General features: G+C 36.5%; 15 protein-coding genes. 11 read left to right on the plus strand and 4 right to left on the minus strand.

Annotation, left to right across the window (positions count from 1 at the left end; all coding sequences use genetic code 11):
- Positions 1-96: 96 nt before the first annotated feature.
- Entirely contained in the window at positions 97-2415 is a 2319-nt protein-coding gene (locus ACFILO_RS05755; RefSeq protein ID WP_375677957.1) for an NADP-dependent malic enzyme, read from the minus strand.
- 1002 nt (positions 2416-3417) lie between these two features.
- Positions 3418-7977, minus strand: coding sequence for a hypothetical protein (locus ACFILO_RS05760; protein WP_375677958.1), 4560 nt, complete (start codon positions 7975-7977; stop codon positions 3418-3420).
- Positions 7978-8631: 654 nt separating this feature from the next.
- On the opposite strand from ACFILO_RS05760, the gene hfq reads away from it, so the two are divergent.
- The 4 genes from hfq to ACFILO_RS05780 all read left to right on the plus strand — a co-directional run bounded on the left by hfq (position 8632) and on the right by ACFILO_RS05780 (position 13462).
- The gene (gene hfq / locus ACFILO_RS05765) at positions 8632-8871 is read left to right on the plus strand and encodes an RNA chaperone Hfq (RefSeq protein ID WP_005773461.1); all 240 of its coding nucleotides are present in this window, start codon (positions 8632-8634) and stop codon (positions 8869-8871) included.
- A 53-nt stretch (positions 8872-8924) separates the two neighbouring features.
- Positions 8925-10268: a GTPase HflX gene (gene hflX, locus ACFILO_RS05770; RefSeq protein WP_375677959.1), complete on the plus strand. Its 1344-nt coding sequence runs from the start codon at positions 8925-8927 to the stop codon at positions 10266-10268.
- Between the two features lie 144 nt (positions 10269-10412).
- Positions 10413-12239: a hypothetical protein gene (locus ACFILO_RS05775; RefSeq protein ID WP_375677960.1), complete on the plus strand. Its 1827-nt coding sequence runs from the start codon at positions 10413-10415 to the stop codon at positions 12237-12239.
- A 131-nt stretch (positions 12240-12370) separates the two neighbouring features.
- Positions 12371-13462 carry a COX15/CtaA family protein gene (locus ACFILO_RS05780; RefSeq protein ID WP_375677961.1) on the plus strand — a complete coding sequence of 364 codons (1092 nt, stop codon included), beginning with the start codon at positions 12371-12373 and terminating at the stop codon, positions 13460-13462.
- A gap of 20 nt (positions 13463-13482) precedes the next feature.
- Here the strand turns inward: ACFILO_RS05780 and argC are convergent, their stop codons facing one another.
- The gene (gene argC / locus ACFILO_RS05785) at positions 13483-14415 is read right to left on the minus strand and encodes an N-acetyl-gamma-glutamyl-phosphate reductase (RefSeq protein WP_375677962.1); all 933 of its coding nucleotides are present in this window, start codon (positions 14413-14415) and stop codon (positions 13483-13485) included.
- Between the two features lie 322 nt (positions 14416-14737).
- Here argC and glyA point away from each other — a divergent pair, with 322 nt between their 5' ends.
- From glyA to nusB, 6 genes are all read left to right on the plus strand, one after another.
- Positions 14738-16051, plus strand: a complete 1314-nt coding sequence (glyA, locus tag ACFILO_RS05790; RefSeq protein ID WP_375621302.1) for a serine hydroxymethyltransferase — start codon at positions 14738-14740, stop codon at positions 16049-16051.
- Positions 16052-16062: 11 nt separating this feature from the next.
- Positions 16063-16545 (plus strand): transcriptional regulator NrdR, encoded by a 483-nt coding sequence (gene nrdR / locus ACFILO_RS05795; protein WP_375611570.1) that lies wholly within the window; start codon positions 16063-16065, stop codon positions 16543-16545.
- Positions 16538-17668 (plus strand): bifunctional diaminohydroxyphosphoribosylaminopyrimidine deaminase/5-amino-6-(5-phosphoribosylamino)uracil reductase RibD, encoded by a 1131-nt coding sequence (gene ribD / locus ACFILO_RS05800; protein WP_375613062.1) that lies wholly within the window; start codon positions 16538-16540, stop codon positions 17666-17668. Before nrdR ends, ribD begins: the two co-directional genes overlap by 8 nt.
- The gene (locus ACFILO_RS05805; RefSeq protein WP_375677963.1) at positions 17650-18267 is read left to right on the plus strand and encodes a riboflavin synthase; all 618 of its coding nucleotides are present in this window, start codon (positions 17650-17652) and stop codon (positions 18265-18267) included. Before ribD ends, ACFILO_RS05805 begins: the two co-directional genes overlap by 19 nt.
- An 81-nt stretch (positions 18268-18348) precedes the next feature.
- Positions 18349-18804: a 6,7-dimethyl-8-ribityllumazine synthase gene (locus tag ACFILO_RS05810; RefSeq protein ID WP_375611572.1), complete on the plus strand. Its 456-nt coding sequence runs from the start codon at positions 18349-18351 to the stop codon at positions 18802-18804.
- Between the two features lie 2 nt (positions 18805-18806).
- Positions 18807-19277, plus strand: coding sequence for a transcription antitermination factor NusB (nusB, locus tag ACFILO_RS05815; RefSeq protein WP_015856452.1), 471 nt, complete (start codon positions 18807-18809; stop codon positions 19275-19277).
- A 77-nt stretch (positions 19278-19354) separates the two neighbouring features.
- On the opposite strand, the gene ACFILO_RS05820 is transcribed toward nusB, so the two are convergent.
- Complete coding sequence (locus ACFILO_RS05820) at positions 19355-19834, minus strand: outer membrane protein assembly factor BamE (RefSeq protein WP_375611591.1); 480 nt, start codon at positions 19832-19834, stop codon at positions 19355-19357.
- Between the two features lie 221 nt (positions 19835-20055).
- Here ACFILO_RS05820 and ACFILO_RS05825 point away from each other — a divergent pair, with 221 nt between their 5' ends.
- The gene (locus tag ACFILO_RS05825) at positions 20056-20613 is read left to right on the plus strand and encodes a DUF177 domain-containing protein (RefSeq protein WP_375611573.1); all 558 of its coding nucleotides are present in this window, start codon (positions 20056-20058) and stop codon (positions 20611-20613) included.
- Positions 20614-20635 lie beyond the last annotated feature (22 nt).

Below are 20635 nucleotides of genomic sequence, written 5' to 3' on the forward strand. Positions count from 1 at the left end.
AGAATATAGCTGTCTTTATCTATAGAGAAAAGAGGTTTACAGTACATGAAATACTATATCTCAATATTTAAAAAACTTTGAAATTTTATTACGCATTTATTTTACGAGACTATTTTTTCTATTGGCAGCAAGGACAGCAAGGGCTGTTATATTAACAACTCCCCGGGAAGTTACTGAAGGTGTTAAGATATGGGCGGGACGTGCTGCCCCGATTAGAATAGGACCAACATGGAGTGCATTTGTGAGGCTTTTAACAGTGTTGAGCGTGATATTGGCTGAATCAAGTGTTGGAAAGACAAGCAAATTAGCTTCACTTTTAAGACGAGAATTAGGAAAAACACGATCACGAAAAACTTTGGAAAGGGCAGCATCAGCATGCATTTCACCATCTGCTTCTAAATCAGGGTGTAATTTGGCAAGAATTTCTGTTGCACGTCGCATTTTACGCGCACTTTCTGTGTTTTTAGAACCAAAGTTTGAGTGTGATAATAAGGCTGCTTTTGGTGTTATTCCAAATGCTTCAACTTCTTGAGCTGCCAACACAGTCATTTCAGCGATTTCTTCTGCAGAAGGATTTTCATTGACGTAAGTATCTGTAAGGAAAAGAGTACGTTGTTGAGAGATAAGCAAACTCATAGCAGAAAAACGGTGAACATGAGGATCAAGACCGATAATTTGTTCAATCAATTCAAGTTGGCGTTCAAAGCGTCCTTCTAAGCCGCAAATCATTGCATCTGCTTCTTCACGCATAACGGCGAGGGCAGCAATAGCCGTTGTTGATGTTCTCACTACTGTTTTTGCCATTTCAGGCGTAACACCACGCCTCCCTGTATAATGAAAAAATAAATTAACATAATCACGAAAACGTGGATCATCTTCAGGGTTTGTTAATTCAAAATCTATACCAGGACGAATTCTTAAACCAAAGCGTTTTAATCTTGCTTCTACGACATGTGGACGGCCGATAAGGAGGGGCGTTGCTGTTTGTTCTTCAATGACAACTTGTGCTGCACGAAGGACGCGTTCATCTTCACCATTGGCATAGATGACGCGTTTACGTTTTGCTGTTTTTGCTGCAGCAAAAACAGGTTTCATTGTTAAACCAGAAAGAAAGACAAATCGATTGAGGATATCATAGTAGGCCTCCATATCTTCAATGGGACGAATGGCGACACCAGTTGTCATTGCTGCTTTAGCAACAGCGGGGGCAATACGCAGTATTAAACGCGGATCAAAAGGAGAGGGGATTAGATAGTCTGGTCCAAAATTGGGTGGTTCTTTCGAGTATGCACGTGCTACAACATCTGAAGTTTCTTCACGTGCAAGGGCAGCAATCGCATGAACAGCGGCCATTTTCATTTCTTCATTAATTGCACTAGCACCTACGTCTAATGCACCACGGAAGATATAGGGAAAACAAAGGACATTATTAACTTGATTGGGATAATCAGAGCGTCCTGTGCAGATCATTGCATCTGGTCGGATAGAGCGTGCTTCTTCAGGCATAATTTCTGGTACTGGATTAGCCAGTGCTAAAATGAGTGGATTTTGAGCCATTCTTTTAAGATATTCAGGCTTTAAAACACCACCTGCAGATAGGCCTAGAAAAATATCCGCATCATCAATAATATCAGATAAAGTTCGTGCGTCCGTTTTTTGTGCGTAATTGATTTTCCAACGATCCATAAGGGTCTTGCGACCTTTATAAACAACTCCCTCTAAGTCACTAAGCCAAATATTTTCAACTTTTGCCCCAAGACGAACCAAAAGATTAAGGCAAGCGAGGGCAGCAGCACCTGCACCTGAGGTAACTATTTTTGCATTTTCAATTTTTTTTCCTGAAAGATTTAAGGCATTTAATACAGCCGCAGAAACAATAATGGCAGTTCCATGTTGGTCATCATGAAAAACTGGAATTTTCATTTTAGCACGAAGCTTTTCTTCGATGTCAAAACATTCAGGAGCCTTAATGTCTTCAAGATTAATACCACCAAATGTAGGTTCTAAAGTCGATACCGTTTGTACCATTTGTTCTATATCGGATGCATCAATTTCAATATCAAAGACATCAATATTCGCAAATTTTTTGAATAAAACGGCTTTACCTTCCATAACTGGCTTTGAAGCAAGAGGGCCAATATTTCCTAAACCAAGAACAGCAGTTCCATTGGATATAACAGCGACTAAATTAGAACGGGAGGTATATTGAGCAGCAAGATTAGGATCTTCATGAATTGCAAGACATGGTGCAGCAACACCTGGAGAATAAGCAAGAGCTAAATCACGTTGGTTATCAAGAGGTTTTGTTGCTTGTATTTCCAATTTTCCAGGTTTAGGGTACTGGTGATAAAAAAGTGCGGCACTGTCAAGTTCAGCTTTTGGTGAACTGAAATCACTATTTCGTTCTCTAGACATTTTTATGATATCCAAGTTAGCGTATGTGTATATGAGATGTTCCATCTACGATAAGGTTTTGTCCACTAATAAATCCTCATTTCTCTGAATATCAAAATGCATGAGTATGAGAAAATTCTTCTGGATCGTAAAACCAGTTTGATGATTCTTTTTGTTTGTGTGCATGAATAATTTCATTGATAGCAGCACGATTAGTTTTTTCTTTCCTTAATAAAACCCGTAAAAATTGATTAGTCTACAAACAAATAAAATATTACTAATAATTACATTACCAAGCCATTATTTTTTTTGCAATGCTTACAACTTAAGGAAAGAAAAGAAGAGTGTTTTCTATTAACTTCATCTTCTTTATTTAAATTTCTATAGGGAGGTAGAAGAAATTTTAAATAACAATTTGCAATTTATAAATTATTTTTGCAGCTATTTAAAAGGAAATTGGAACTTTAAAAATGGGAGTTGTTTTGTTTATTATTCAATTGAACTCTTAATAATGCAAACTTTATAATTTATAATGAATCATCTCGTATGTTGAATGAGAAATTTGAATACAATAAGATTCTTTTAGCTCAAATTCATCTAATATAATAAAAAATATTTACTTACATAATTCAAACGAGAGTAATATGTGGATAAAAAACATTAAAAAAATAAATAGAAGTGTTTCTATGAGCTATTTTAATACAAAAGCATGAATTTTTTTCACAATTAATAAAAATAATTATTACCGATTTTGTACCTTTATGAAACTATGAAAAATAAAGGAGTTAAGAAAAAGATAAGGAAATAGAAAACATGCTTTATCATTCTTAGAATGATACGTTGTTTGATAAGCCATTACGCTTCTTTAGGGTTATTGCTTAGGATATCAAAGAAAACCGCATGCCAATTATCCCAACCTTTGAAGTACAAAGCTACAGTTGAAAAAAAAGCATTCTATGATGAGCCATTAAAACAACTGGAGAGAGAAAGTGGAAAAAATATCTTTTTCCACTTTCTTATTTGTTATTGGATTCGACCACTTGCATGAGCAAGCATAGTATAAACTTTTCCGGTATCTGATATCAAGTACTTGCGAACTGAGTTGGAAGAGCCAGAACTGCGCGATATATCACGTAAGAGCTTTTCGAAATCTGTAACATATTGATTCACTGAACGTTTAAACCCAAAATCGCTCATATATTTTTTCTTAATCATTTCAAATATTTTTTGTCCATTTAAGGTATAAAGGCGTTCTGTTACGATGTTTTTTTGTCCACGTTGATAATGATCCCATAGCTCAACAATGGCATTGTGATTAATAGCTTGCACTATACCAGAAGCTAATGAATTAAGAGAGCAGTTTGCAGGAGATGGTTTTGTTTGCACTGATGTTAAAACATCATCACTAGGGGGAGCATCATAAAATGTTTCTTCACGTGAAGCTCTTTCTAAGAGATTTGATACCCATTTATTTGGTCTTTTTTTGCTTTGATCTTGTTGCAAAATAGGCTTAGGTGGCACAATCTTTTTAACAGACTCAGTGGAACTGTCACTTTTTTGATTAAACATTGATGATGTAGGCAATGCTGATATTAGCTGTTTTTGTGCGCTCTTTTGATCATTTTGTATAACACTGACTAAATCTTGTAACGCTGTAATCTGTTCATTCAAAGCTGTGCGAATTGTTTGCGTTGTTTCTTTTGTTTTTTCTGGAAGTTTTTTTACATTTTCATTGATATCATTATTAATCTTTGAAAGCTCTAAACGAACTTCATCAGCGGAGCGACGTATATCTTCTGCTGCTTCTGAAAAACGCGTTGATGCTTCACTAACAAGCTTATTAAGTGATTGTTGGAATGAATTTGTGGAGTTACGCGCATTCTTATCAGAGCGTTCAAGTGCTAAGTTGAAGATTTTTTCATAATGCCCAATCATTTGATTAATTTCATGAGACTTTGAAACAAGAGCATCGCTTAATACAGAAAGCGTATTATGTTTTTCTTCAAGTGTTGCACTAAGTGAATTTTCAGACTGTTCAAGAACATGAATAGTTTGGGAAAGTGTCTTTGCATGTTCACCAAAACTGCTCGTTATATGATTAATTTGTTCAAAGGTACTCTTTGAAAGTCCTTGCAGAATTTCAACATTAGTATTGAGCGCTTGATTTGAAGCTGACAAACGCTCTGCTACTTGGTCCGTGTTGCGGAAAAAATTATTCGTACTCTCATTAAACTGCCCATCAATATTTTGAACAGCCGATAATAAAACATTACTATTTTCCTGAAAATTGTAAATTGATTGATTCAACTGTGTTAAGATGGATGAGACATTATTAACAAGCTCTTCCTTCATAATCGTTATTGTTTGAAGTGTTTCAGAGTTAGCTTTGGTTAAGCTATTCACTAAAGATTCATTATGTGCATAAATTCTTTGTTCAGCATCTTGTGTGGAAAGAGAGAGTTGTTCACCGATATGCTGTGTTAAAGAATCAATTGATTCTGTCGTATTTTGCGCTGCTTGATTTAAGTGATTTGTAAGCTCTGTTATTTTTCCAACATGTTGTGAAATTTGTGTTGTTGTTTGATTTCCAGCATCTTCCAGACGGCTCGTTACATCAGAGAGCTGATATCCTAAATTATTTTTAAGATTTTGCATAGAGTGATGAAGAACATCACAGCGTTCATTAAGAACTTGTTCTATTGCTGTTGTTGATGTGTGAATAGTTTCATTCAATAATGCTTGTGCATTATGGCTGGCTGTTGCGAAAGCTTCGACAGTATGCGCTGTTTGTTCAGACAGAACTGACAGAACTTTTTCACTGGTATCATAAACAGTTTTTTTGACATTTGATACAATGCGATTGCCTGATTCTGAGAGAATATTTTCTGCTTGTGCAGTAACATTTGTAACAGATGAAAGAATTTGTTCACTCGTAGAAGAAAGAATATCAGAAGCTTTTATAATCTTATTATGCAGGTTATCTGTCACTGTATTAACAGAGTCTTCTAAGGTTACACGCATATTGTCAACACTGCTTTCCAGCGCTTGTTGAATTATCTGACTTTGCTCATTACTAATCATGAGAGACGTTTTTAATGTGTCAGAACGTTCCTCAATAACAGATGTTTGCATATCAATGGCTTCACAGATTTGGCTAAATTTTTCAGATAATGTTTCCTCTAGCGTTGTTGTCCGTTCAAAAATTTTGTGTGCACGATCTTCTAGATCTGTATCGAATGATTCCATACGTGTTTCAAGGGTTTCAAAGAAAACACCACTCGATTGAGAGAGCGTATTTTTTAAAATTTCGGCATGGCTTTCAAGGTTTTTGATATGATCTTGAACCGTTTCAGTAATGTTTTTATTATTGGCGACAATTGCACTCTCAACTAAATCTATTTGTTGTTTCAATGCAACATCGACACGTATATCACTTTTTGCAATGAGATTATGGATTGTTTCCATGCGTTGTTCAAGTGTGCGTGCTTGATCGGCAAGAACTTCATTGAGAGAAAAACTATTAATCGCTAAAGAATCGCGCAGAGCATCGGCACGGATATCAATATTTCTCGCTTGTGCTTCTAAAGCATCTTGGGTTGTATTACAACTTTGTACAATGACATCTTGTAACTTTTCAGTGCATTGAATGATGTTTGTAATATGATTTTCAGCTTGTTTATCAACGACTTGAACATTATCAGCCAAAACTTTTTCAATATGAGAAGTATTTTGGGACAAAACATCAATTTGATTTCTTAATGTATCCGCAATTTTATTTTTCTCGTTATCGAGCATGTCTGCCATAAGAGCTCGTTGATCAGAAAGTTGTACTTTAAAATCTTGTGAACGTTCTTGTATGATATCAACAATGGCATTGTCGACATATTGAATTTCTTCTCTCAGACTTTCCTTACTTTTATCAATTGCAGAAAGAATAGCTTCACGTCCATTTGTAAATGCATGGGTAATGTCTGCTGTTTTTTCTTGGAGGTTCTCATTTATTTTCAAGACATGAGCTTCCAAGAAGTTACCAAGTTTTTCAGCATTATCCTCTAAAGCCTGACTGCGTTCTATAAAGGAATCAATGATGGAATCACTATGCTCTTTAAGAGAAAGATCAACAGTTGCTAAACGTTGTTCAAAGGCTCCAATTGCTTGCGAGGTTACGTTATCAAATTTAGAAGAGAGTTTATGTGCTTGGTCGTCGAGCTTTAAGATCTTCTCATCAAAATTCTGTAGAGATTGATTATTACGATCAATAAGAGCTTTATCCAAGGCTTTAAACTTTTCATCGACAGCGTGCAAAGTTTGATCTGTTACTGCTTGTATATGTGTTGCAATTTTAGCAACATGTACTTCTGCTTTTTCAGCTGTTTCATTAAAGGTTTTTTCTATTTGTTTTTCATTATGATCAAATCGTTTTGCAAAACCATCAAAGTTTTTTCCTAATTCATGAAAAAATTCCGTGTTTTTCTGCTGAATTTGTGTTGTTGTTTTGTTAAATTTTTCAACAAGTTGATTTGTTACGCCATCACCGGCATAGGAAAGTTTTTCAACAAGGTCTTCACCTTGTTTTTGTAAAGTTTGAGAAAGGGTTTGTGCAAGCTTTTCAACATTGGTCACAATGTTAGAGGTAACCAAACCAAATTCATCACTCAGTTGTTCTTGGGTTCCTTTAATTGTTGATTGTACGCGATCTGCGTGATTCAAAATGGCTATGCGTTCATTACTCAATTCTTTGATTAATGTGTGAATGCGTGATTCATTCTCAGCATAGGCTTGTTCTAGATTGTGAACTTCACCTTGTATGATTGCTTCAAGTTCAACAGCACGTCCGAGGGTACGTTCAATACCTTCGTTCATTGCCGCTACTTCTTCACGAATGGTTTGCCCTATAGCAATAGCTTGTTTTTCAGATAGATGTTGTGGTTCACTAAGGCGCTGTGCAGCATTGGTCATAAGAAGCGCAATATTATGCAAGTCGTTTGAACGTTTTGTTAATTGAGCAACGCCCCAAGATATAAGGATAGGAATTGCTGTTCCGGCTGCTACAGCAAGTCCTGTTGGGGATGTAACAAAAGTGCTGATATTGGATAAGGAGCTGAGTCCGGTAGGTGCGAGTTTATGCGCAATAAAAGCTCCTCCCGTTGCCCATAAAGCACTAAGCGCTGTTGTATACCAGTAGACTCGAGAGGAAGAACGCTGCTTGAATGGTCCAAAATTTACAGGGGTTGTTATATCATCATTTGCAGGAAGAAGTTTTGTAGGCAATAATGTATTATGAACAGTTCCACCTGAAATATCAGGTGAAGGTTTTGGAGCAAAAAGCTGTTCAACAACGGATTTATCAACAACAGCTTCATCATGAATATTAGAAACAAAAGTTGACGTACCGTTTTCAGCAAAAAATTCTTCTTCTGCCATTGCAATTTTTTGAATCAGATCATCGACATTAACAACATTTTCAGAATTATTGGATGATATCGTTTCAAATCCTGTGTCATCGAAATCAAAGTTCATAGCTTTTGTGAGGGCTTCTTCAACTTCAACTTCAAATGTTTGCAATTTTGTTCTGCGTGCCATACTCGCCTCGTACTCTTACAGCCGGAAAAGGGATACGTCCTCTTCCACATAATTTCTACATACTAGCTGTTAATTATTTAGAAAGGAATATGCTTAGGGAAAAATTTTAAAAACTTATCAAGATAAAGTTAACGCGGTTTCTTGTACCCTGTTTAAAAATGTTATAAAATATAGTAAAAACAATTTATTATTTAAATCTAACTAAAACAAAAATACTGTTTACAACTTGTGTTTATAGAAAGCTTTATAAGCCGGCAGTCTTTGAAATAAGGACAATTTAATAGCGGTTATATATACAGTAAGGTGCGAATGTCTCTCTTTAATATCGATAATCGTTAATAAATGTTGTTGTCCGCTTACTTTTATTGATTCTAAACGAAGCAGATTCATCATCACATATAGTCTGTAATAGCTTAGGATGTATAAAAGTATGCCTTTGAATTGTAAGCTCATAAAAAAGTAAACGTGGAAAAATTTTTAATTTAATATAGCTTTTCGTAAGTTGTACTTTATTATTGTCTTAAAGAGCTGTTTTTTCTCTAATTTCAGTTGTTTGTTGCTGAATTTTTAAGCTTCTACGTTGACAATTGGATATTTTTCAGTCGATATGCATGCACGAATATTTTATGCAATCTAGATAAAGGTGTAAGAATAATGGCAGAGCGATCACAACACCTGCAAGATGTGTTTTTAAATACGGTGCGTAAGCAAAAAATTTCCCTTACAATTTTTCTTGTCAATGGCGTTAAACTCACGGGTATTGTAACTTCATTTGATAATTTTTGTGTTCTTTTGCGCCGAGATGGACACGCGCAATTGGTTTATAAGCATGCTATTTCTACGATTATGCCTGGACAGCCTGTACAGATGTTTGAGGGTGAAAGTCCTGAGTAAACATATCATTTTAAGATAGACCTCTTATCCCATTTAAAAGTACTTAGATTGCTATGATAAATGAAAATGAGAGATTAGGAGGGGTATTTTCGCAGAATACAGGACAGGTGCGCGCACTTGTTCTGATACCGATTTTTCAAGAAAATAGAAGTGAAAGCTCTTTGAGAGAGTGTTCTATATCTTCTCGTGTTAAAGAATCATTGGGGTTAGCACGTGCTATAAGGTTAGAAGTTGTTAATTATGAAATGATTAATATTGCAACGCCTCGCTCTGCGACTCTCTTTGGAAAAGGTAAAGTAGATGCGTTAACCTGTTATATAGATGAATATTCTATTGAGCTTGCGATTGTAGATCACTTTTTAACGCCAGTACAGCAGCGTAATTTAGAAAAATTGTGGAATTGCAAAGTTATCGATAGAACGGCTTTGATTCTTGAAATTTTTGGGGACCGTGCACGAACAAAAGAAGGAGTTTTGCAAGTAGAGTTAGCGCACTTGTCCTATCAAAAAGGGAGGCTTGTGCGGAGTTGGACGCACTTGGAAAGGCAACGGGGGGGGCGTGGCTTCCTAGGTGGACCTGGTGAGACGCAAATTGAAGCAGATAGGCGTCTTTTACAAGAGAAAATTATTCGTATTCGCCGCGAATTGCAAACGGTTATTAAAACACGTGCACTTCATAGAGCAAAAAGGAAAAAAACATCTTATCCTGTTGTAGCAATGGTAGGATATACGAATACAGGAAAGTCAACTCTTTTTAACCGTTTAAGCGGTGCAGATGTTTTAGCAAAGAATATGTTATTTGCAACGCTTGATCCGACTTTGCGCAAAGTTGTTCTTCCCCATGGAAAAACTGTTCTTTTGTCTGATACTGTAGGGTTTATTTCTAACTTGCCAACGAATTTGATTGCAGCTTTTAGAGCAACCCTTGAAGAAGTGGTTGAAGCAGATCTCATTCTTCATATAAGAGATATGTCAGATCTTGATCATCGAGCACATGCCCAAGATGTTTTAGAAGTGCTTTCAAGTCTTGATATCGATATTGATGATATGGAGCATATCATAGAAGTTTGGAATAAGATTGATATGTTAGATGAGCAAGCATTGAATGTTTTACAAACAAGCGCAAAGACGCGATTAAATCCTGCTCTCATGGTATCAGCACTTAAGGGGGATGGACTCGATCAATTATTAAGAGCCATTGAAAAGCGAATTTTTGGAGAGGTGCAAAGCATTGAATATCTTTTACAACCTCATGAAATGTCGCTTATTGATTGGTTTTATGAAAACTCTGCGGAAATAGTGCAAGAAGGGCATGATGATGGGTCTATTACCATTAGAGCGGTTGTTACTTCTGAAGCAAAAAAACAACTAGAGAGCCTCAAAAAAAATATGAATTAAGTTCTTTAAAGCTATTGTTGAACATTTGTTCTTAAATTTTATATTTTTATTATCTCAAAATAATATGACAGCAAGTTAAGAGGATAGTTACTACTTTCTCTTAATAAAACAATATGAAGAAGTATTTTGCTGGTTAAAATAAAGATGAGTCTTACATGTAATAAAAGACTATTCGTACGTACCGTATGGCGAAGCATTTTGATTGTTTTGCTATTACAAATGCTATGTGTATCTTTGATTTGGTTGTATTATTTTGTCCAGCCCCGTGGTTACCAAGCAACTTTAACATTTTCATTATCTGATTCTGTAGGAAAGCTATTACCAATTAAAAAGCAAGACAATGTTATCGCCTTTTTGTTTTCACAGCCTATGTTCTTCAATGATTCGAATTTTTCTTTAAGTGCTTCTTATAAGAAAAAAAATCATGAAAATATCCGTTTATCGCGTCATGGTGATTTTATCGATCTTACTTTTGAAGCCGAGACACTTGAAGCAGCTCAACGTGGGTTGGAAACTTGGTTTTCCGCATTTTCACAAGCAATCATAAAACAGAAACAATTCTTGTTAAATGATAAATTAGAAGACAAACAATATGATAATATTGCAATCCTTAATATCGTGCAGGAATTTCGTAAATCTATTGATTCTTTTATTCAGCGTGGTGTAAAACAAACAGAGCTTCATGATCTTTCGATGCAATTAACGCAAGCAACTTTAAAGCGTATTCATTTAACAAGTTTGAATTCAACGATTAACATGATGCGTGAAAATGGGCAGTCTTTACTGTCTTTATCGTTTATTGCAGGCAATTCAGCAATTGCTGCTCTGGAATCTAAACGTGATCTCTTGGAAACACAAAGAGCACATATGGCTGTGCAATTAGGGTGGACACATCCTCAAATTAAAGCGATGACTGCAGAATTAGAGACAGTTTCTCATCAATTAAAAAATAAAATTTTACAAATCGTTTATCAAGTTCATTCAGATGAGGTTATTGCAACGGAATTAGAAAAACAGCTCAAAAAAAGAATGAACTTTTTTGTAAAAGATCAATCCCAATCTTTGAATGAAATATTTAACGAGTTTGAAAATAAAATAAAAGCAGCAGTCGATGCCCAAAATAAAGCGATGAGCAAGTCTGCTCATCGAAGAGAAAAAATTATTGATTCATATCGGAGATTGAGTGATGATCCTCTTCTCTTACAAAATACAAATATTCACGTGGTCACGCCAACAACGTTAGCACCAATTTCTTTTATGGCTCTTTATGGAAAAAATATTCTTGTGAGTGCATTGGTCAGCTTCCTTACTCTTTTGCTAGGAATATTGTTATTCTATCCGTGCTTTAAAAGGAAAAAAGACCAAATCTCAGAAGAGGATTTGAGATCAAAAGAAAATGATCTTAAGAAGAATGAGAGTATTTTAGTCTCTCAAGAAATGAAAAATTTTGAAGCTTTTATTACGATAGAGGGATTATCTGATGTTTTGAAATGGCGTGCTTCAACCATTATTTCAATCATTGGACCAGAAGCTGCACGGACAGCGGCAAAGCTTTCACTTCATCTCACAAAAGAGAACAAAACAATTTTGTTGGTCGATATTTCTGGTCAACAAATAGAGAAAGTCATTGGCCCACATCGCGGACTGAGTGATATTTTAACGGGCAATGCCAAGTTGCATGATGTTATTTACCGTGATTATGATACGGGGGTTGATATTCTTCCTCAGGGGTTAACAAGTGCTATTTCAGCACAAGATTTTTCAAATGATATTTTTCATATATTACAAGAATTTAAAAAAGAATATGATTTTATCATCCTAGAGATGGCAAGCGAACCAAAATATGGGGTTGAGCAATTTGCAGAGCTAACAGACTATTATATTTGTAATACTGTTCTTAATGAACAAGAATGGATGATGCGTATGGTAGACAGCTTTCCAAAGACTGTTTATCGCGTTGTAGCATCATAAGTTTCGTAAAAAAGAAATATGTATCGCATGTTATAGTGGTACGCTTGTTTTTTGCTAAAGTTGTAGTACATACTAAAATAGACAAAGAGTTAATGTTTAAATTTTAAAATGCATTTTAGTTGGAGAGAAGCGTGGGGCAATCAGAGATGGCAGTAAAGAGATTAAACAATAGCGTTTTAACGCCTGTGCAAAAGGAAAATAGAAAACATATACAGGTGTGGCTTTACTCTATTTTATTGCTTTGTTTGGCAATTGTTTTAGTGGGTGGCGCTACTCGTTTGACGGGATCAGGATTATCTATAACGGAATGGAAGCCAATACACGGCGTTATTCCACCGATTGGTGAGGATCAATGGCAAGAGGAATTTTTAAAATATCAACAGATAGCACAGTATAAGCTGCTTAATCCTGATATGACTTTAAGTGCTTTTAAGGTCATTTTTTGGTGGGAATGGGCGCATCGTGTTCTTGGGCGTCTTGTTGGTCTTGTCGCTTTATTGGGGCTCATTTGGTTTTGGGCGACTAAGCGTGTTGAAAAAAATATCTTACTCCCGCTTATTGTTGTACCTATTCTTATCGCCTTTCAAGGCTTTATTGGTTGGTGGATGGTTGCTTCAGGGATTGGGCAAAGTAGTTTAACAAGTGTGAGCCAATATCGTTTGGCCTTTCATCTTATAACGGCATGTTTTGTTATTGTTTTTGTTACTTATTTATCTCGAGGACTTGAAGAATACTCAGAAAAGCCAGCAAATCAAAAGGTGCAATATTTTGCGGCATGGCTTGTTATTCTCGTCTTGATAGAGATTTATTTCGGAGCTTTGGTTGCAGGGCTTCATGCTGGAAAAGTCTATAATACATGGCCCCTTATGGATGGTCAGATTATTCCTGATGGATTGTTACAGCATCGTCCTGTTTGGCTCAATTTATTCGAAAATCCCTTAACGGTTCAGTTTATTCATAGATTTTTTGCTTATTTTTTATTGATTGCCTCGGCTATTCATGCTTTCTATGTACAAAAAAATGCTCCACATTCAACTCATTCTCGTCGTGCATTTCTTATCTGTGTTATGATTATTATCCAAGCAGTCTTGGGTATCTTAACACTGTTACATGAGGTTCCGATAAGTTTGGGGCTCATTCATCAAAGTATGGCATTAGTCGTGTTGTGTTTTGTTGTTGCACATTGGCGAGCAACAAAAGGGGCTTATCGCGTTGTTGAATAAAAGTTTGTGGGTAGGGAGGTTTAGTCGCTTGCAAGCATTAAATCGAGGTTTTGGATAGCTGCAGCTGATGCGCCTTTTCCTAAATTATCGAATATGGCGCTGAGATTAAAAATACCTTCACGATCATTTCCAAATACGAACAGTTTCATACCATCTTTATTGGCTAAACACTCTGGATTAAGTCTTTGAAGTGAAGCAGTTTCTTCTTGTGATGCAACTAAAATGGTATTTTGTCCATCGTAATGGTTTGCGAGAATTTCGCGCAAATCAGAACAGTTTGCTGATTTTGTAAATAAATGGCGATGCAGAGGAAGATTTACAATCATTCCTTGGGGAAAACGACCCACACTTGGTATAAAAACTGGGGGTTGATTGATTTGTCCATAGATTTTAATTTCTGGCACATGTTTGTGTTCAAGATTAAGACCATAGATAAAATAATTGTCCTGAATATTTTGTTGAGATTGATTTTCCATTTGTAAAATCAACTGTTTTCCACCACCGGTATAGCCGGAGATTGCATTAATCGAGATGGGATAATCGGCGTCTAGCAGTCCTGCTTCACGGAGTGGGCGAATCAAACTAATGGCACCGGTAGGATAGCATCCGGGATTGGTTATATAATGTGCTGCTTGGATGCGCTTTCTTTGTCCTGCTGTCATTTCAGGAAAACCGTAAACCCAGTCTGGTGCAACACGGTGGGCTGTCGAGCTATCAATAATCCTAATGTTTTTATTTTTTTGAAGCCAATGAACCGTTTCGCGTGCAGCATCATCTGGAAGACACAAAATAGCAATATCGGCTTGATTAAGATAGTCTTGTCGCAGATGAACATTATGGCGATCTTTATGAGCAAGAGAGAGTAGTTTTAAATCTGTACGCCTTTCTAAGCGTTTTTGTATTTGTAGTCCGGTTGTGCCATGTTCACCATCAATAAAAACTTTGGTTAGCATTCTTATTTGCCTTCGTATTAACTTTGCCTATTATATTCAGCTTTTCACATTATAAATTATTTTTAATCATTAAATTATTGAATTTCTTTAGATTATAGATATTTTTTGTAAAAGGTGTAAACAAATAAGAGTGTAAAAAAAGAAATGTAATCTCATTTTTTACTATTCTCGAGAGGAAAGTTTTTCGCTGTTTTTATAACAAAGAATAAGATAAATATTTGCCTCATTATTTTTGAGTGTAAGTAGTTTAAAATGTTTGGTTTGCATGGTTTGCTGTGTTATCGTTCTTTGACTTTATTTTTTTATGTTAGGAATGTGTTTTATGACTCAGCAAGAAAATGACGCACAAAAGCGCTTTTTTAATGATAATTTACAAACTGTTGATGGTGCAATTTTTGACGCAATTAGAGGGGAGTTTGAGCGTCAACAACATGAAATTGAGCTGATTGCTTCAGAGAATATTGTTTCAAGAGCGGTCCTTGAAGCGCAAGGGTCTGTTTTAACCAATAAGTATGCAGAAGGTTATCCAAGAAAGCGCTACTATGGTGGGTGTCAATTTGTTGATGTCGTTGAAGATTTAGCTATTGAAAGGGCAAAACAGCTTTTCGGTGCTGCGTTTGCGAATGTACAGCCTAATTCTGGTAGCCAAATGAATCAAGCTGTCTTTTTAGCTTTACTTCAGCCTGGTGACACATTTATGGGGTTGGATTTAAATGCTGGAGGTCACCTTACGCATGGTTCACCTGTTAATATGTCAGGAAAATGGTTTGATGTTGTTTCCTATGGTGTGCGTCAAGAAGATCAGATTATTGATATGGATGAGGTTGAGCAGCTTGCAAAAGAACGTAAGCCAAAACTTATTATAGCAGGGGGCTCATCTTATCCACGGCTATGGGATTGGAAACGATTCCGTGAAATTGCAGATGAAATCGGTGCTCATTTACTCGTTGATATGTCTCATATTGCTGGTCTTGTTGCTGGTGGCGTGCATCCTTCACCTGTTCCACATGCGCATATTGTAACAACAACAACACATAAGTCGCTTCGAGGTCCTCGTGGTGGTTTAATATTGACAAATGATGAGGCTTTATCCAGAAAAATTAATTCTGCAATTTTTCCTGGTCTTCAGGGTGGTCCTTTAATGCATGTGATTGCCGCAAAGGCTGTTGCGTTTGAGGAGGCTTTGCGTCCCTCTTTCAAGAGTTACAGTGCCAATGTTGTCGCTAATGCGAAAACTTTAGCAAAAACATTACAGGGTAATGGTTTTAATATTGTTTCTGGTGGTACAGATAATCATTTGTTGTTGGTTGATTTACGTTCCAAAAATCTAACAGGTAAACGTGCTGAATTGGCTTTGGGACGTGCTCATATTACCTGCAATAAAAATGGCATTCCTTTTGATTCTGAAACGCCATCTATAACATCGGGAATTCGTTTGGGATCACCTGCTGCCACGACGCGTGGTTTTTTAGAAAAAGAGTTTATTCAAGTTGGTCATCTGATTTCAGAAGTTCTTGATGGTCTTCGGAGTGCAAAAAGTGATGAAGATAATCATGCCGTTGAAATGGCTGTTGAGAAAAAGGTAAAAGATATAACGAATCAATTTCCTCTTTACTCTTATCTTACCACTCGTTAAGGATACAAAGGATGCGCTGTCCTTACTGCCAATATGAGGATACACAGGTCAAAGACTCTCGTCCAGCAGAAGAGGGGGCAGTGATTCGCCGCCGCCGTGTGTGTTCCGTTTGTGGTGGTCGTTTTACAACTTTTGAACGTGTTCAGTTGCGTGAGCTCTTGGTTGCTAAAAAAAGTGGACGATGTGAACCCTTCGATCGTGATAAGTTAATGCGATCAGTTGATGTGGCTGTACGTAAGCGCAATATTGATCCTGATCATATTGAACGAGCAATTTCTGGCATTGTACGCCAGCTTGAAAGTTTGGGAGAACCAGAGATTTCTTCAGAAAAAATTGGGCATCTTGTGATGGAAGCATTGAAAAGAATTGATGATATTGCTTATATTCGTTTTGCTTCTGTGTATCGAGATTTTCGTAATGCAAGCGATTTTCACGATGTTATAGATGAATTGTCAAAGGGTATCGCGGATACAGAATCTCGTTTTGATGAATAAAAAAGTGCAAGATGAACGGTTTATGGCTGCAGCTATTCGTTTAGCAGAACGTCATGTCGGTCTTACAGGTGAGAATCCTTCCGTTGGTACGTTAATTGTGCGAAACGATAATGGTGCTGTGGGGGCTTTTATTGTTGGCTATGGCGTAACAGCTATTCATGGGAGTCCTCATGCGGAAGTGCAAGCTTTACACATGGCAGGTTCTTTGGCTCAAGGAGCGACAGCTTATGTTACTTTAGAACCTTGTGCGCATTATGGAAAAACTTCGCCGTGTGTGAATGCGCTTATTGATTCAGGTGTTTCTCGAGTTGTTGTTGCGCTGACTGATTGTGACAAGCGTGTTGATGGTCATGGTATTGCTCTTTTGCGAGCGGCGGGTATTGAAGTGGTTGAGGGCATTTTAGCTGAAGAGGCTTTTGAATCCTTATGGACGCATTGGTGCATAAGGAAGATACAACGCTGTGCGGTCACTTTTAAAATGGCAATTTCTGCCGATAATGGTGTTGGAAAAAGAGAGAAGGGCAGCGTAAAAATTAGTGGAACACTTTCTCATGCCCATACGCATATTCTACGTGCTCAAAATAATGCTATCCTCGTTGGTATTGGTACTATATTAGCAGATGATCCACAACTCAATTGCCGCTTGCCAGGGATGGAGATGCGCTCACCAATTCGTATTATTTTGGATGCAGATTTATCTATCCCCCTTGATGCAAAAGTTGTCCAAACAGCCATAAAAATTCCTACATGGGTTATTTGTGATGTGGATATTTCAAAGAAAAGCAAAAAAAATGCATTGGAGCAATATGGTGTGTCTGTTTATTCGGTCGAGATGAATAATGGTTGTGTAGAACCCTTTGCTCTTTTACAGATGCTTTATAAACATGGGATTAATAGTGTTTTATTGGAAGGGGGTGTCAAGACAGGGGAAAAATTTTTGAATGCTGGTTGTGTTGATCATTTGATATGTTTTCATACCCCCATTGTTTTAGGCAAAAATCGTATTGAAGCCCCTCATTTTGGAAATTATCTCTCGCAGTTTCATGAGATTGAGACAAGAATGTTTGGAAATGACCGTTTTTATAAGTGGAGACGTAAGACATTATGTTCACAGGAATTATAACGGATATTGGTTGTGTTGAAGATGTTCAACCTTTAAAGCAGGGGATTCGTTTAAAGATTTCTACCCGCTATGCTATAGAAAGCTTAGCAATTGGGGCGTCAATTGCTTGTTCAGGAATTTGTCTGACAATTGTAGAGCGAGGATTAAAGCAAGAAGATTCCAATTGGTTTGTTGTCGAGGCGTGGGAAGAAACATTACGTTTAACGAATCTTGCACAATGGATAAAAGGAACTTTTGTTAATTTGGAACGTTCGCTTCGATTGGGTGATGAAATGGGAGGACATTTAGTTTCTGGTCATATTGATGGTTTGGCTGAAATCATTGATCAAAAAAATGAAGGGGATGCAATTCGCTTTTATTTAAAAGTTTCAAGACAATTTATGCCTTTCATTGTTAATAAGGGATCTATTGCACTTAATGGGACATCTTTGACTGTTAATGGTGTTGAGGATTGTGTTTTTGATGTTCTTATTATTCGCCATACACTTGAAATGACAACGTGGGGACAAGCTAAAATTGGAGATCGGGTCAATTTGGAAATTGATCAACTTGCTCGTTATGCTGCAAAACTTTTTACTTTAAAAAGAGAAGATGAATAAGCCAACACTCTATTGATCGTTTTCAGAATTTTATGCTTTATAACTTTGATTTTTTTGATTCGTTTTTTGTGGAATTCCATTATGATGAAAGAGATAGGTAAAAAGCCTCACGTATTGATTGTTGAGGCACGTTTTTATGAGGGGATTTCTGATGCACTTTTGAGAGGTGCAGTGAATACTTTGCAAAAAGCTGAAGCAAGTTATGATGTTGTAACGGTTCCTGGAGCATTAGAAATACCAAGTGCAATAGCTTTTGCTGAACAAAACAAGATATCGTATGATGGTTATGTTGCTCTTGGTTGTGTTATTCGGGGTGAAACATATCACTTTGAAATTGTTGCTAATGATTCTTGTCGTGCATTGATGGATTTAACTGTTCATCAGCACTTGGCTATTGGAAATGGTATTTTGACTGTTGAAAACGAAGAACAAGCATGGGTGCGTGCAAAACTAGATGACAAAAATAAAGGTGGTTTTGCGGCTGAAGCTGCTTTATGTATGATCGCTCTAAAAAAGAGATTTGGAGATAATCGTTAAATATGGCTGATATAAAAAGCAGACATTTTCCGCGTTCAGCCAATAAACGTGGAGCAGCAAGACTCGCTGCAGTTCAAGCACTCTATCAAATGGATATCGTGGGTTCGGGGGTGATGGAAACGGCAGCTGAGTATGAGGCTTATCGTTTGGGAAAAGATATTGATGGAGATCAATATCTTGAAGCTGATTTTCAATGGTTTTTGGCTATTATAACGGGTGTTGTAAAAGATCAAAAGCAGCTTGATCCGCTGCTTCATCAACAGCTTTCTGCAGAGTGGTCTCTTTCACGTCTTGATTCTATATTGCGAGCAATTTTACGAGCAGGTTTATGGGAGTTGATCAACCGTAAAGATGTTCCCGTTGCAGTTGTCATGAATGAGTATGTTGACATAGCAAAGGCGTTTTTTGAAGGTGATGAGCCAAAACTTGTTAATGCAGTTCTCGACAGTATGGCAAAAAAAGTCCGCCTCTAAGAGTTACAAATCCCCCCCTATTATAGATCTGATATTATCAGACCTATAATATTGAAACGGTATGCAGACTATATAATTTAGTTATGGGGTGGCAAATTCACAGGGCCTTTTATAATTTGAATTAAGAAAGGATGTTCTTTCGTTACAGTTGGCGTTGTTTGTGTAATAAAATCAAACACTTGACCGTCTTGTAATCCGTAATTTGCAACTTTTGCAACCTGATTATTTTTATTGAAGTAAATGGCTAAAACTTTGCGATCAATAATCTTTGTTTTCATAAACTGCATCCCACGATAACGTGTCTGTGAGATGTAATAAAAAACTTCATTATCATATTTTGTTTTTAATGAAGGGGTCCCTAAAGTTAAAAGAACTTGCTCTTGACTTGAGCCAATAGAGATAGAACTTAGAGCATTTTTATCAAGAACATAGCCCTCTCTATAAATTTGGCTCGAACCTGAAGAATCAAGAAGGCTACACCCAGCAAGCATTCCTATGCTTGCTATTGATAGACCAATCAATAATTTACGTTTGATTAAGGCTATTATGTGAGGCATTTGAAACAATGGTATCTCCTTTTTATACTGAGATGTAGGACAAGAAGGCAACCTCAAGTTTTTTCTAATTTTAACTTAATCTACCGTAGCTTACACTGAGTTTCCCTGTTATAAAGCAAATTATGCCATATAGAATTTCTTTAGAAAAGAAAAAAATGCATAAATACTTGAGATAAATAAAAACATAGTGCTTTACGCATTTTTATGTTTGGGAGTTGTCAATGAATGTTCAAAATGTTCCTCAAATGACATTTGCTTTGGCTTATCCAATATCTGTACGTTCTCTACCTGCTAAAGGTATAAGGGTTCATTTTTGTGCAAACAAAAAAGAATGTACACATTTAGCCCAGAACCATGATTTAATTGAAGTAAAATCTTGTGAGGGAAAATTCCATATTTTCCCGTGGAAAAAACGCGGAGTGCGTATAAAAGGTCTGTTGCAAGCGCGTATACTACAGTTATGTGTTGTTACATTAGAACCATTAGAAAATATCCTTTGTGAAAATATTGAGGTTGTTTTTGTTCCTGAAGATTCAAATTTGATGAAGCCCCAAATATCAGAGGATACAGGGGAATTGTTTTTAGATGTGGAGGGGCTTGATACTCCTGAAGTGTTTTATGATGATAAAATTGATATTGGCGCAATCATGGAAGAGTTTTTTGAGTTGTCTATTAATCATTATCCACGTAAAGAAGGGATAAAGATGAATATGGTTGAAAATTTAGAAGAAGCAGAGCGAAAATTCTCTCCATTTTCTGTTTTGAAAAATTGGAAGTGATTGTAAAAACATACAAAAAATA

The sequence above is a fragment of the Bartonella sp. AP72JLCBS genome, assembly GCF_042195705.1.
GTDB lineage: Bacteria > Pseudomonadota > Alphaproteobacteria > Rhizobiales > Rhizobiaceae > Bartonella.